Here is a 15,363-nt window from a genome sequence, read left to right as displayed (position 1 = left end):
TCGAACGAGGAAGCGAGCTTATCGGTAAGCCACGGCCGTGAGCAGATTGCGTAGCGAGAGCGCTAGGAAGTCACTCGCGCCACACGTTGCCATGCCACACAGAGGCTGCAGCAGGAGCGATCGCCCAGCCAGTGCGTCTTTTAGTGAGTCAGGTCTTCCCGATACTTCCCCGGCGTCTTCCCGACTCGACGCTGGAAGAATTGAATGAAGTAACCCACCGAGCCGAAACCGGCGAGGCGAGCGATTCGCGATACCGGGTACGACGTATCGACTAGCAAACGCTTGGAGTACTTCAGGCGAGCGTTCTGCACCTCGTCCAGAATGCTACGCCCCAAGGCATCGCGAAAACGCTTCTCGAGGTTCCGCCGCGACACCGCAAGCTCTTCGACGATGTCGTCAACCGACATGTCTTTGCCGTGATTGCTATGGATAATTTTTAGCGCCTCGGCAACGTCTTCGTCTTCGACCGCTACGATCTCGCTCGACCTGCGAGCCACAACGCCCAGCGCCTCGACGACGATCGGCTGCGGGGCCACGGAGCGGCCGGCCATCATGTCGCTGAGAACCTGCGCTGCACGATATCCAGCTGTTCGGGCATTGAGCCTTACGCTCGAAAGAGGTGGATCGGAAAGCTCGCAGAAGACGTCGTCGTTATCGACTCCCACCACCGCCATGTCTTCGGGAACGTTCAAGCCGGCAATGGCGCTCGCTTCCAGTACTTCGCGACCGCGATCGTCATCGCAAGCGAAGACTCCGATCGGGGTTGGCAACGATCGAATCCACTCGGCCATCACCGCTTGCTCGTACTCCCATTTTCGAGTTCGTGGCGTCTTCGGCGACTGGTAAACGATCGGCTCGATGCCGAGTCCATTTAAGTATCGCCGGAATGCGTCATGCCGGCGCTGGCACCACCCGCGATCGGGACTTCCCACGTAGGCAAAATTGCGGAACGCCCGATCCAGCAAATGATCGGCTGCCTGCTGCGCGATTTGGTCTTCGTCAGGATAGATGTCGACGATCCCCGAACAGTCGACATCGAGATAGGACATGCCAATCGTCAGCGTCGGAACGCCAAGCGCCAGCACTTGCTCGGCCGTCTTTACGTCCGGAATTCGCGCTATGATTCCCGTTCCTCGCCATTCCTTGAATTTTGGAACGACTTGATCGAAGTCGCCTGGGCTGATGAGGAAACTCCATGGCCCGCGATCATGCGAGAACTGCGCCACCCCCTGCAGCAGTTCCCTGCCAAATGCCCGCGCCGTTTCGACAAGCAAGGCAACTCGGGCATTGGTGTTATCGGACATCGGGCGAACGGGGCGAGTAGGAGACAAGCACATAGTCATAGGAAATCCACCTGCGTAAGAATCGCAAGCTCGCGACGAAGGCGAGCCGATTGAAGCACAGCGAGTCAGCGAATCGTGCTCTGAGAGTAGTGTCGCCTTTCTATAGGAAGAGAACTGCGAGCGTGTTAGCTCCGCCCGCCTTCAACCGCCCCGTCGATCGGGGCATCCAACAAGCTGGGTGGAAGCCCATCGCATCTGGCGAAGTGGTCGACGGCGGACTGAAGTTGGCGGGCCCGAGGCTCCAACATGCCCTCAAGCTCGGCTCAAGCCAGGGTCGATTCTATCCGTTTTGCCAGCGGTGTCAAATATTTCTCCGGCGGCGACAAGACTTTTCCATTTTGGCCCATTTTCCCTTGCAATTTGAGTCGGCAGCGGTAGCATAATCGTCTGTTCGCAACTACTATGAAGACTGGCCACTAGCTTAGGGACCTCAGCATTCCGCATTCTGCCGCCGGACAAATGCGAAATCCTGTGTCCCCAGCGGCCCTTGTCTCCTCCATTTGATATCATTTCGATAGCGCTGTCACTTCCGTAAAGTCGCAGCGGTGGTAAGAAAGGTTTCGGGACGTGACTCCCACCATCGGAGAAATCGCCAAGCGGGCGGGAGTGTCGACTTCCACGGTCGCACGAGCACTCCGCGGCGACGTGAAGGGAAGCCAACGTCGTAGCCTGGAGAAGGCCAATGAGATCCGCCGTATCTCAGAGGAACTGGGTTACAGACCCAGCTGGAGGGCTCGTGCTCTGTCGCGAGGGAAAACGCATTCGATCGGGCTGTTGTACTCCGATCCGATGTGGATTTTCGAAGATCCCATGAACGAAATCGCCGTCGCACTGACGGAAACCTTACAGGAACTCAAGTACGACCTACGACTCATTCCGATGACCGAAGACGAAGAGTGGAAGGCACTCGTTTACGGCGGCGCGGTCGATGGGGTCGTCTTTCTCGTGAGTACTCCCGACGAGGCGGAGGAACTGCTCGTCAGCAAGACGGTACCGGTGGTTCTAATCGGCGACAAACGCGACGAGGCCCCGTACATCGTCCCCGACGACGAAGCGGGGGGATACCTAGCGACACGACATCTTCTCGGGCTGGGCCATAAGCGGATTGTCTACTTCGTAAGCGATACGATTCGACCACACTTCAGCGTTGGCCTCCGGCGCGCTGGGTACGAGCGAGCCATGCGCGAGGCGGGCCTCGAGAGCCTCATCGCCAACTGGAACTGCAGCATCGAAGTGGCAATGAGCAAACTGCTGGCCCCCGAACGCCCCACCGCCATGATTGGATACTGCCACGTCGAAGCGTTCGGCGTTACGCACGGTGCGTGGGCTCAGGGTTGCTCGATACCTACCGATCTGAGCCTGATCACGTTCAACGATATGGCGATGACCAAGCATATGACGCCGCCTCTGACAGTCATCAGCTACGACACGGCGCAGATGGGACGACTCGGCGCCAAAACGCTTGTCGACTTGATCGAATCCGATTCTGAAATTGGGGTGAAGAATGTGGTCATGCCGGAGAAGCTGATGCTTCGCTCGACGACGGCGCCGCCGGCGTCGAGATAAGTGCTAATACCAAATGAGGGGTGACGCTTGGATAGTCGTAGGGCGGAAACGACACCTTCGTTCGTTAAGCTGCGCAGCTCGGAGAAAATCGGCTACGCGCTGGGCGACTGCGCGGCGAACTTCGTATTCCAGACGCAGCTTATCTTCTTAATGAGTTTTTATACCGATGTATTCGGTATCGCCGCGGCAAGTGTCGGCACCATCTTTTTTGTCTCGCGTATTCTTGATGCATTCACTGACCCAATCATGGGTGCCATCGCCGACCGGACGAACACGCGGTGGGGTAAGTACCGGCCCTGGGTGTTATTAACCGCGGTTCCGTTCGCGGTGTTCTTCGTCCTCGCTTACACAACCCCTGACCTGAGTCCTGCGGGCAAGTTGGTTTGGGCCTTCGTGACCTACAACTTGTTGATGCTGCTCTACACGGCCAACAACATCCCCTACTCTGCACTTACTGGCGTGCTCACAGCCGATCCAGACGAACGTACCTCGCTCGTCTCCTGGCGGTTTTTACTGGCGATGACGGCAGCGTTCCTCGTGCAGACATTCACCCCGGATTTAGTCGATTGGTTCGGCGCCACGGGAGATAGCGGGACCGTCGACGAAGCTCGGGGCTATCAACTGACGATGGCCTTGTGGGCAGGGATTGCGGTGGTGTTCTTTGTCATCACCTTCCTGACCACTCGCGAGCGGGTGCAGCCAGACCCGACGATAAAAAGTTCGCTGCTGCAAGACCTCGGTGACTTGTTCCGCAATCCGACGTGGATAGCGCTCGCGATTGCCACGGTGCTAGTGTTCTTCTACCTATCGATGCGGGGTAGTATTACTCCGTACTACTTCAACTACTACGTAACCCAGCAAGATCCCATCGGCATCGGCGCCCTGCGACTGCAGCCTATGGGATGGTTCAACGGGCTAGGACTGTTGGCCAGCATGGTCGGCATCCTCTTTGCTAAACCGCTGTCAATGAAGTACGGCAAACGGAACACGTTCGCCGGCGCTATCCTCCTAACGGCGGTGTTTACGGCTGCCTTTTACTTTGTGCCAGGCAATTCCTTGCCAATCATCTTTGGCCTTCAGATGATACTCCAGTTTGTCTACGGCGTTAGCATTCCCCTGCTATGGGCGATGATGGCAGATGTCGCGGACTTCACTGAGTGGAAAACGGGACGGCGAGCCACTGCCATGACTTTCGCAGCTACTGTCTTTGCGCTAAAGGTAGGGCTGACACTGGGAGGTGGGGCTAGCGGCTGGTTGCTAGACAGTATCGGCTACGTCCCGAAAGCCGCCATTCAATCCACCGAGGCCATTGAAGGGATTCGAGCGATGATGAGCTTTGGGCCTGCGCTTGCCTTCTTGGCAGCCGTGGGTGCACTTGGGTTCTACGGAATTGGACGTAAAGAAGAACTTGAGATGGGCATCGAACTGGCTGAACGCCGTGGCCACCTGGCGGAATAAGCCACTGCGGAAGTCATCGCCATCGAAGCGTGACGACGTCCCACTAGCTTGTTATGCTTACGGCTTTGCCGCTTGGCCGTCTCAACGGCTTACACCCACCTCCTTACGGCACCGGAATGAGCAACGCATCGCCCACCGAGCAAGTCGACCCGAGCCGCGTCCCCAGCTTTCCACTCGCCGATGGAAGCAAGATCCCCGCCATCGGTCTCGGGACATTCGGCTCCGACCATGTTACGGCCGACACCGTGGCCAGCGCTGTGATTGAAGCTGGACGAATGGGCTACCGGCACTTTGACTGCGCTGCCGTGTACGCGAACGAACCCGAGATCGGCGGAGCGCTCGCCCAACTCATGGCGGCAGGCATCGAACGAGAACAGCTCTGGATCACGTCCAAACTCTGGAACGATAAGCACGACAAGAACGATGTCGCTTCGGCCTGTGAGCAATCGCTAAGGCATCTAGGATTGGAATACCTCGACCTCTACCTCATTCACTGGCCGTTCCGGAACTACCATCCACCCGGCTGCGATGGGACCTCGCGTAGCAAGGACTCGACACCCTATCTACATGATCGCTACATGGAGACATGGCGAGAGCTCGAACGCCTGCACCAACGTGGCTTAGTGCGGCACATCGGCACATCGAACATGACGATGCCGAAGCTGGAATTGCTGCTGCGAGACGCGACCATCCACCCGGTGGTGAACCAGTTAGAATTGCATCCTCACTTTCAGCAACCCGAGCTGTTCGAGTTCTTAGTCGCGCATCGAATCTTACCGATAGGGTACAGTCCACTCGGTTCTCCAGGCCGTCCGGATCGCGATCGTACGCCGGAAGATACGGTGGCGCTGGAAGACCCGGGGATTGTTGCGATCGCCGAGAACCATGGCATTCACCCCGCCGCGGTGTGCCTGAAGTGGGGCGTACAACGTGGCAACGCCGTCATCCCTTTCTCGACCAAAACGCGCAACCTGCTCAGCAATCTCCAGGCGGTGATCAGCGATCCGCTAACGTCGGACGAGATGCAAGTCATCGCAGCCATTGACAAGAATGTCCGGCTGATCAAAGGTCAAGTCTTTCTTTGGCGGGAAGAGCAATGCTGGGAAGACCTCTGGGACTTGGACGGCAGCATTGCAAAGTAATCAGCTGACACCGGACAAATTGAATCTTTGAACGAGGGAGAAGAATGGCGACAACCATGCAAGGAGCAGTGCTCCCGGGGAATAGCACGGTCGAGTTGCGCGACTTTCCAGTGCCGGAACCCGGACATGGCGAAGTGCTCATCAAGGTTGGCGCCTCGACAATCTGTGGCTCAGACATCCGCTGCATTTACCACGAACATCTCGGTAAAGGCCCTGAGGGCTACCAGGGGGTGATCGCCGGCCATGAGCCATCGGGCCAGATCGTGGCCACTGGCCCAGGTTGTCGACGTTTTAAAACGGGCGATCGCGTGATCGTGTACCACATCTCCGGATGCGGCGTGTGCAACGACTGCCGTCGTGGCTACATGATTTCTTGTACCAACGAGCAGTATCGCCGCGCGTACGGCTGGCAACGTGACGGCGGCATGGCGAGTCATATGATCGCCGAGGAGAAGGATTTGGTGCTCCTGCCCGACGAGCTCAGTTATCTAGACGGCGCGCAGATCGCGTGCGGATTTGGAACGGTGTACGAAGGCCTAGAGAAGATCGGCATCTGTGGCAACGACGCGGTGCTGGTGACGGGGCTTGGGCCAGTTGGGTTGGCCACCGCGATGCTCTGCAAAGCCATGGGGGCAAGCCAGATTATCGGTATCGACGTGGTGGCGGAACGACTTGAGCTTGCCACACGGTTGGGGCTATGCAACGAAGTGCTGCTTGCGGGCCCCGGCAACGTGGAGCAAGTTCGTAGCCTGACGGGCGGCGCCGGCGTGGAGCGTGCCATCGACTGCTCCGCCAATCCCGAAGCACGGGCAACGGCCATTCGTGCAACGCGAAAATGGGGCAAGATCGTGCTGCTGGGTGAAGGAGGTACTATTGCCTTCCACCCATCGGCAGACATGATTCACGACCAGAAAACGCTCTATGGCTCTTGGGTGACTTCCATCTGGAAGATGGAAGAACTCGTCGAACGGATCGTGCGGTGGGGTATCCATCCCGCCGATCTCGTGACACATCAGTTCCCGCTCGCTGCCGCGGCAGACGCTTACGCTCTCATGGCTTCGGGCAAATGTGGCAAAGTGGCTGTCTCGTTCGATTAGCAGCCACTCGCCACCGTTAGCCGCACGTTCTTGAGGTCTGCCGAGTTGGGACCGACCATGACGTCGAATTCTCCGGGCTCGACGACGTACTTCTTCCGAACGTTCCAGAACGCCAGACTATCGGACGTGATAGGGATGCTAACCGTGCGAGTTTCTCCCGGGGCGAGAGTGACGCGCTGGAAACCTTTCAGCTCTTTCACCGGCCGCGTCGCCGAACTCACAAGATCGCGAATGTAAAGCTGAACAACTTCGTCGCCTTCGCGTTCGCCGGTATTGGTTACGTCGACGGAGACGATCGTCGAGCCATCGCAGTGGATCGTCGCCTCGGAGAGTCGCGGCTCGCTAAATTCGAAGGTGGTGTAGCTCAGACCATAGCCAAAGGGATAGAGCGGTGTGACTTCGTCGAACAGGTATCCACGACGCGCCGAGGGGCGGTAGTTGTAGTACGCGGGCAGGTGTACTACGGATCGGGGTATGCTGATGGGGAGCTTGCCTCCAGGAGAGAAGTCTCCAAACAGCACCTCGGCCACAGCCCGGCCACCTTCCTGCCCAAGGTACCAGCATTCGAGTAGTGCTCGCGAGTTGCTAGCCAACTGCGATACTTCAAGCGGACGCCCATTCGATAGCACCGAGATCACTGGCTTGCCGGTGGCAGCGATAGCAGCCGCAAGCTCGTCCTGCAGGCCCACCATTTGCAAGTTGGTCCGGTCGCCCATGTGCTTGCTCGACCACGCTTCTCGCGACGTCTGCTCGTTGCCACCAACGACCAGCACGACCACGTCCGCCCGTTTTGCGACTTCGACCGCCTCGGCGATGCGGAGACGTTCGGTTTCCGGATCGCAAGCAACGACTTCGTCTTGCCACCACGATCCGTCCTGTGTGATTCGACATCCTTCGTGGTACAACACCTCGATTGCACTGCCGACACGCTGCCGAACTCCGGAGAGCACCGAAGATACATGCCGAGGCCTTCCGCTGTAACCGCCCAGGAGCGGCCGGTCGGCATTGGGGCCGATCACGGCAATGGTCGACAACTTGCTCGCGTCGAGCGGCAACACGCCATCGTTCTCTAGCAGCGTAATGGTCTGCCGAGCCGCTTCGAGTGCGAGATCACGATGTGCGGAGCTTTCGACGATCGTTTCCACGCGATCAACATCGACGTAGGGATTCTCAAACAGCCCCAACTCGAACTTGGCCGCGAGCAGCGGAGCCACTAGCTCGTCGAGCTGCGACTCGTCCACCAGCCCCTCCTCAACAGCATCAACCAACAAGGCGTAGCAATCAGGTTCGGGAAGTTCAATATTGACGCCGGCAGCAACCGCTAGAGCCGCTGCGGCTTTGCCGTCCTTGGCAACATGGTGGCCATACAGGTCGGGGCGTTCGGCCAGTTCGCGGATCGCGTAGTAGTCCGACACCACGTACCCTTCGAAACCCCATTCGTCTCGGAGCACATCGCGAAGCAGCCATGTGTTTGCGTGCGATGGCACACCGTCGATCTCGTTGTACGAGGCCATAACGCTCTTCGCTCCACCATCACGAATCGCGCGTAAGAACGGTTGGAGGAACGTCTCGCGTAGATGCCGCTCGCTAATGCTGACTGGCGCGCAGTTGGTGCCGGACTCGGGTTGGCCGTGCGCAGCGAAGTGTTTGAGGGTCGCGATGAGCCCACGGCCATTGGATAGTTGATCTTGTAGTCCACGCACGGCGGCGCTACCGAGTTCCGCTGCGAGATGTGGATCTTCGCCAAAAGTCTCCTCAACTCGCCCCCACCGCGGATCACGGGCCACATCGAGCACGGGTCCGAGCGCTTGATGTATACCGCGCGAGCGAGCTTCGAGGGCAGTCATGCGATAGAGGCGCTGGACTAAATCTGGATTGAACGTGGCCCCGAGACCTATCGGTTGAGGGAAGCTAGTCGCGCCGACTGCTACGTGTCCGTGCAAGCACTCGTCATGAAATAACACGGGGATCCCAAGCCGGCTGTTCTCGATGAACCAGCGCTGCATGGCGTTGGCAAGTTCGGCGGACTCGCGCGGAGGTTTGCCTGGCTTCGCTCCTCCTTCGGCATCGCTTGGCCGTCCGATCTGTCCGATACCATTCCCGTGCCCGAAGTGCTGATCCGCCAGAGCGGGATCGAAGTCGCCTGCCGAATTCAGTAGCTTGGAATTCTTCTCATTCCATACGCCGGTCATCTGGGCGACCTTCTCGGCGACGGTCATTCGCGACAGTAGGTCTGCCACCCGATCGCAGATCGACTGTTTGGGATCGAGGTAGGCAGGAGCGACGAGAGAAGATTGCATAGGGGGCCAATTCGTTGAGAGTGCAGTGGACCATTCCGCTGCAAGCGGTCCGCTCTGAGGAAGGCCGACAAGGTCGGCTCAAGAGTGCAAGATTTGAGAATAGCTCGATGCAGCGCAACTGCCGATGGTGCGATTGCGCATAAGTATTATGCTAATCTCTCTTGCTGCTCTAGACGAGTAAATTGAGCCCGCGACCGGCCCGATTGACGCCGGCCGCAGGTGCACTGCCAGCATTAAATCGCGCGGCCGTGGTGCGATTGCGCAGAACCATGATGCGATCCCGTAGAAGCCGCGGATTGTGCATTTTCCTGTGTAAACTGGCGACTGCGAGGGCGGCCTCACTCCGCCTTCGTGAGTGTCCAGGCGATTCAGGGTGGTATCTGTCACACGGCTTGCATCGGCCAGCGCCGATCATGCTGATCTCCTCTATCGACCTGGTGCTAGCCGCTCATCGCAGCGACACCGCAAGGCCGTGCCTGCGACTCGTTGCGAGTAGTGCACCTCGAGAGTTTGCTCATCGTTCGATCTATCGTCAGTTAGTACTTGGAAACTGAACCAAAGACTTTTCACCAGGAGGTACCGACTAATGCGAGTCTTATCGCGGATGGCTTTCCCAGGGCTACTAGCGGCGGCGACCTTCGCCGCGCTCAGTATTCATGGTGTCTCAGCTCAAACACTGTTGCTCACCGACGGAGGGTCGGGGACTCCTTATGGAGACACCGATGGTTTCGTGATCGACTTCGACAGTTCATTTACGAGTTGGCAACCAGCACTGGTAGCTGGGGCAACGTACCGCATCGACTCCATATCCATCTGGGAGGCCAGCGACGCAAAAACACCCGCCAACAGCACGCCGGTTTACCTATCGGTCTTCGACTCTACCTTCGCAGGATTCAACGGAAACACGGAGCCATCGCATCTCGGATTCTCCGACAATTCAATCGATCACACGGCTACTCCCGATACGTCGAAAATCACTTACACGTTCACCGATCTGTTGGTAACAGCAGACAGCGATGGCGCGTTGGCTGGCTCAGGCTTGATTTACTTCACCTGGGACGACAACACCACTCGCAACAACTTCCAGCCTTCGGGTGGCGTGCATCCTTTCCAGCGTATTGATACGAACCCAAGTGCCTTCGATCCAGCTTATGGTGCAGCGGTTTACGCGTTTGGTGCTATCCAAGGAATGCGAGTTCCTGAGATCGAAGTGACGTTGACGCAAGTAGTGCCGGAACCATCCACCGCCGCATTGACCAGCCTGGCCTGTGTGGGCGCTGCGTTATTGCTTCGACGACGCGCACGTTCTTAGAACGTGCCGCTGGTACAACAACAAGTGACCTACGGACGACCATTCGATCGTAATAGGTCACCCCACCGCCCACCGGTGGGGTGACCTTCGATCGCAAGAAGACACTAGCTGATCGGCACATGGTTGCACCTGCGATCGCTCTGAAGAGGGACAGATGCATCGGCTGGATTTTTATCGAGTCGAAACAATACCGATGCTACTCACCGCAGTATCGCGACACTGTTTTGCGCATTCACAATCAAGCCAGCGGTGAAAACCTTACTATAATTTCGAAAAGCTGCTAAGCAGCAAAAACTCTCTTCCGTCCCGTAAGGGGCACTTATCAGTAGCGAATTGGCGGCGGTATGGTTCGCAACAGACGGTTAACCTGTTCCTCCATTCTTGGGTGGCAATCCCACCTGATGGACGAGTTTGCGCGCCACTGCGCTGGCTTGCTCCTTGCCAGTTCGAACTGCTTGGTCGCCCATCGGCATGTGGCTGTCTCCGTGGTTCGTGTCGCATCTCGCGACCCCTTCGGCGGCCGTGCCGTGCCCTGCTTCAATGAACTTCTAAGTCTCGGAACAAAGTAGGAAACAACACATGAAAGCGACAGTTGCATTACTTGCTGGGCTTCTCTTGATAACGTCGCCGGCGTCGGCCGTGATCATCGCAACGGGAACGAGCAACGGACTCTACAGTTCGGCGGCTGGCACGGCCAGCATTCCTTATACTCTCGCTGGCTCCGGCAATGCCCTAGTCATTGGCTCGTACATCGACAACAACTTCACGGCGTCCAACTTCCAGTTCGGTGGCGTCGCGGCAAATGGCTTTGTGCAAGACGGTCGAACCCTACTTGCCTACTTCTTCAATCCAGCGGCGTCGGGCAACTTGACCTTTGACGTCACCGCTGGAAGCGCTAACTCCGCCTACTTCATCTACGAACTGTCGGGAGTGGATATCTCTGCGGGTGCCGATACCGGCATTGGCGCATCGATCACCACCACGGTCGATAATCGTTTCATCGCCAACTTCGCGGGCGCCAATAACACAGACGGTGCGACCTTGGCTCCTCTAGGGACGTCCCTTGCTCAACTTACTGGCGTGGGGAATGCGAATGGCGGGATCGGCGGCGGTAGTGTTGGTGCCGCGTCGGCTTCGGAGGGTACCGTTGGAGCCGCGGGCGTGAAGGCCTTGGGCTGGACCGGGTTTGGCGGAGGATTCCAGCAGGGCGAAGTTTCCGTTGCTTTCTCGGCCACACCTGGTGGCCCCGTGCCTTGGAACGTCAACGGCGGCGGCAGTTGGAACACCGGTTCCAACTGGGCGGGAGGAAGTTCCCCATCGGCTGGTGGCGAAGCGTTGCTCGGTAGCGTGCTCACCAGTGCTAACGCTCCGGCTGATATCACGCTCAACTCCGCGGTGAATGTGGGTCGCATCGTCATCAGTAATGCCAATCGCTACAACATCACCGGTCCGCAAAACTTGACGCTAAGCGGTGCCGCCGAGATCTCTGTTGGCAGTGGTACTCACGGCATCAGCACCGGCATCGCGGGTTCCGCGGGCCTCAACAAAACCGGCGGCGGAACTCTCGTTCTCTCCGGCACCAACACCTACTCCGGTGGCACCAACGTGCAAGCCGGTGTTCTACAGCTTAACAACGCAGCGAGCGGCGGCGGAGCAACAGCCCTCGGTACCGGAGCACAGCTAGCCTTCGGAGCCGGTTACAACGGCACGTTCGCAGGTGACATCTCGGGTGCTGGTAACGTGCTGCTGGATGGGTCTCTGACCACGGAGACCGTAACGTTCAGCGGAGCGAAGACCTACTCGGGGACGACTCAGCTCACTGGTGGCACGCTCGCCATCAACAACGCCGGGGGCTTGGGGTCTGGGGACAGCACCCCTGCCACAGGTACCACCATCGGCACCAACGGCGGCCAGGGCTCGGCCAAGCTGGCCATCAGTGGCAATGTCAATATTGCCGGCGAGCTGCTGACTCTGTTCCCTCGTCGCGGTGAAGGCATCGCCGACCTGGTTCATGTCACCAGCGCTGGCAGCAACACGTGGAGTGGCAACATCAAGGGCGATGTGAATGGCGATAACTACAACTTCGAATCCACTTCGGGCACGCTCACGTTGAGTGGAACGATCTCCGCTCCTGATGGCGGTGACGGCATTCGCAATTTCGTGTTCAAGGGCGCTGGCAATACCAATGTCACCGGAAAGATTACTGACTTCGAGACCGATGCCAACGGCAACCGTCTGATCAGCTCGCTCGACACGCAGGCGAACGTGTTCGTCTACAAGCAAGGGGCGGGTAAGCTGACCATTGGCACCGCGACAAGCGATTCTGCTGACTTCTGGAGAGGAGGCACCTTCATCGAGCAGGGAACGCTCGAAGTACTCGCTGGCGGCGGCACCGCAGGCGAACTGTGGGGTCCCATCGAACTGCGAAGTGGTGCTACCTTCGATGTCGACAACTTCACTACCTACGCCATGTCCGAAGGCTCGTCACTAAGTGGCGGTGGAACTGTCCAGGCTACGACGTTCAAAGTCTTCGCCGACAACTCCCTGAGTCCCGGCGATGGAGTGGGCACCCTCACCATCAATGGCAACGTACAGATGAGCGACGAGTTTGAGTCGCAGGGAGGCATCCTGAGCTTCGAACTCGGTAATACCCCCGCCACCATCGGCGGCACCGAGAACGACTTGATTCAAGTCAACGGCAGTCTGACCACGATTGGTTCGCCCGACATGACAGTGCGAGTCATTGCGGCCGAAGGTGGCCTTAGCGCCGGTCAATACCGATTGATCTCGCATTCGGGCGGTGCCGTGGACGTTAGCGGCATGACACCTGCTTTCTTGGATGCCCTGGGCAATGCTCTGACGGCCCGCCAGTCGCTGGCCGTCACCTCAACCGCGGGGCAAGTCAACTTGTTGGTGACCGGCGAGGCAGCAAGCCTCACTTGGACCGGGGCCAACGGAACAGCTTGGGATAAGAACGCCACTCAGAACTGGACCGACGGCGGCTCCGAAGTCTTCTTCGACCAAGACCAGGTAACGTTTGACGATAGCGCCGCTCCACCGATCGCTGGTGACTTTAACAACGACAGCGCCGTGAACCTCGCCGACTACACCGTTTGGCGTGATAATCTCGGTGGCTCGTTCGACCTCGGTGGCAATGGCGACGAGGCCGGCGGAAGCGCGGGCATCGTCGACGCAGCCGACTACGCTTTGTGGAAAGCCAACTTCGGCTCCGCAGGTGCTGGCGTCACCGTCAACATCGCGGGCGAGGACGTTTACCCGTCGCTCGCCACTTTCACCAGTGCCATTGGCAATCGATACACGGTCACCGGCACCAACGGATTCGGTGGCGACACCCCCATCAATCTAACGGGGAACGTCACGGTCGCTTTGCAGAATCCCAACACGCTGGAAGGCACGGTCACCATCGGCAACAATGCCACGCTCGAACTCGGTGGCGGCTCGACGGTTAATGGCAACATCACCGGTGGTGGCACGCTGATCGTTAACGGTGGCGCCACGCTCAACGGAGCAAGCACCTTCACTGGCCCGATTTCTCTCAGCTCCATTACCTTCATCGCCAACGCACAGGCACTGGGTACGACGGACGCTGGCACCACTATCAACGCCGGTGGAAATCTGTGGTTCAACTTCCAGAACGTCTCCAACAGCGAAGCCCTCACGTTCAACGGCGGCGTCATTACCATTGGTGGTGGCGACGCGGATGCCGTCACCCTAACGGGCGCCATCAATGTAGCAGCCGGCGGCGGCACTTTTGCCGTCAACGGCAGCATCGGACCGGACGCCTTGGTGGTGAACAATAACATCTCCGGCTCGGCTGGAGGTCAGGTCACGGCCAACGTTGGCCCGAACTCGGTGATGACGGTCAACGGCAACATCACCAACAATGGCAACTTGACGAAGCTCGGCACTGGCACCCTGGCCATCGGCGCCAATGCCAACGTGACTTCTCCACAAATTACGGTGAACGGTGGTGTGCTCGACGTCTCGGCGAAGGCCTCGTTCGAACTTGGTAATGGGCAACTCTTGACCGGCAACTTTGGTACGGTCACGGGCAACGTGGAGGCCGGGAGCGGCTCGACGATTCGCGTCGGCGGGGCAGGACTGCAGTCGGGTACCATCTACTCGTACACCGACGCCAACTTCGGTGCCACCGGCAACACCACACTGGCCGATGGCAGCGTCTTCACCCCGACGTTCAACGCTGGATTCCAAGGTACCGCCGCAACCTGGATCGAGCGAGGAGGCTTCGCAAATGGTGGTGACGTTCTCCAAGGCCAACTGGGGACCAACACCGATAATGCCCCCACCCTTCGCACCACGGTGGGCGGACTCAACCCCGGCCAAGAGTATGAGATCTTCGTCCACTACTGGACCGACGGTGGTGGCTGGCAGATCCAGGCCGGCGACTCGGCTGGAACTCTCGCGGTTTACAACGTAGGCAACAGCACGGCAGCGGGCACGCTGACCTTCGACTCCCTGGTACTCACCGCCGAAGGTAATCGAGCCATGCTCGGAGCACCTCTGACGCTCACCGCCAACGCTTCTGGCCAGATCGAAGTCTATATCGATGAGAACAGCGCCAACAGCGCCGCCCGTACTTGGTACGACGGTATCAGTATTGGTAGCGAAACGGTGGTCGGCTCCGAATTTACTATCAATGGCGACCTGACGCTCGACGCCGGTTCGACACTGTCGATCGACATCGGCACGCCGGCAGCCTCCGACTTGCTCACTCTGACGGGCAACCTGATCGCAGGTGGCACGCTGGAAGTACTTCTAAACGAGACGGTTGCCGATCCGATCGCGGGCGACGTGTTCGACATCCTCGACTTCGCCGGGGCGAGTGGCGCTTTCAATACGCTGGCGCTCCCAACGCTCACGGCCGGCTTGGCCTGGGATACCAGCAACCTGCTAACCACTGGCCAATTGGCTGTGGTCGCCGGTGCCGGAAGCCTCACCGCCTCCGCCAACGTACCCGAGCCCATGTCGGCGATGATGTTCGTGGTAGGCATCGTCGGCTTGGGAGTGATTCGCGGTCGATCGAGAAAGGGTCGGAATTAGAGGCAGGATTCATAAGAGGTTTGAAGCTTTGGGCAGCTTTAGGGAACTAGCGTGCCTTACTCG

8 protein-coding genes are annotated in these 15,363 nt (G+C 58.6%); 6 read left to right on the top strand and 2 right to left on the bottom strand.

Annotated elements, in window-relative coordinates; translation table 11 throughout:
* Nucleotides 1-140 precede the first annotated feature (140 nt).
* Nucleotides 141-1,304 (bottom strand): XylR family transcriptional regulator, encoded by a 1,164-nt coding sequence (locus SH292x_RS05500; RefSeq protein ID WP_442484583.1) that lies wholly within the window; start codon nt 1,302-1,304, stop codon nt 141-143.
* Nucleotides 1,305-1,910: 606 nt separating this feature from the next.
* Here SH292x_RS05500 and SH292x_RS05495 point away from each other — a divergent pair.
* The 4 genes from SH292x_RS05495 to SH292x_RS05480 all read left to right on the top strand — a co-directional run bounded on the left by SH292x_RS05495 (nt 1,911) and on the right by SH292x_RS05480 (nt 6,606).
* Nucleotides 1,911-2,909, top strand: coding sequence for a LacI family DNA-binding transcriptional regulator (locus SH292x_RS05495; RefSeq protein WP_442484582.1), 999 nt, complete (start codon nt 1,911-1,913; stop codon nt 2,907-2,909).
* A gap of 27 nt (nt 2,910-2,936) precedes the next feature.
* The gene (locus SH292x_RS05490) at nt 2,937-4,367 is read left to right on the top strand and encodes an MFS transporter (RefSeq protein WP_442484581.1); all 1,431 of its coding nucleotides are present in this window, start codon (nt 2,937-2,939) and stop codon (nt 4,365-4,367) included.
* 116 nt (nt 4,368-4,483) lie between these two features.
* On the top strand, nt 4,484-5,509 hold the full coding sequence (locus tag SH292x_RS05485) for an aldo/keto reductase (protein WP_442484580.1): 1,026 nt from the start codon (nt 4,484-4,486) through the stop codon (nt 5,507-5,509).
* Between the two features lie 44 nt (nt 5,510-5,553).
* On the top strand, nt 5,554-6,606 hold the full coding sequence (locus tag SH292x_RS05480; protein ID WP_442484579.1) for a zinc-dependent alcohol dehydrogenase family protein: 1,053 nt from the start codon (nt 5,554-5,556) through the stop codon (nt 6,604-6,606).
* On the opposite strand, the gene SH292x_RS05475 is transcribed toward SH292x_RS05480, so the two are convergent.
* Nucleotides 6,603-8,906, bottom strand: coding sequence for a glycoside hydrolase family 3 N-terminal domain-containing protein (locus SH292x_RS05475; RefSeq protein WP_442484578.1), 2,304 nt, complete (start codon nt 8,904-8,906; stop codon nt 6,603-6,605). The two genes, SH292x_RS05480 and SH292x_RS05475, sit on opposite strands and share 4 nt — an antisense overlap.
* A gap of 586 nt (nt 8,907-9,492) precedes the next feature.
* On the opposite strand from SH292x_RS05475, the gene SH292x_RS05470 reads away from it, so the two are divergent.
* Both SH292x_RS05470 and SH292x_RS05465 read left to right on the top strand, forming a co-directional pair.
* Entirely contained in the window at nt 9,493-10,218 is a 726-nt protein-coding gene (locus SH292x_RS05470) for a PEP-CTERM sorting domain-containing protein (RefSeq protein ID WP_442484577.1), read from the top strand.
* Nucleotides 10,219-10,797: 579 nt separating this feature from the next.
* Nucleotides 10,798-15,300 carry a beta strand repeat-containing protein gene (locus SH292x_RS05465; RefSeq protein WP_442484576.1) on the top strand — a complete coding sequence of 1,501 codons (4,503 nt, stop codon included), beginning with the start codon at nt 10,798-10,800 and terminating at the stop codon, nt 15,298-15,300.
* Nucleotides 15,301-15,363 lie beyond the last annotated feature (63 nt).

The sequence above is a fragment of the Aeoliella fuhlenseeensis genome (genome assembly GCF_052161615.1).
GTDB lineage: Bacteria > Planctomycetota > Planctomycetia > Pirellulales > Lacipirellulaceae > Aeoliella.
The sequence above is the reverse complement of the archived record's forward strand: the minus strand, read 5'-3'. Positions and strand labels throughout refer to the sequence as shown.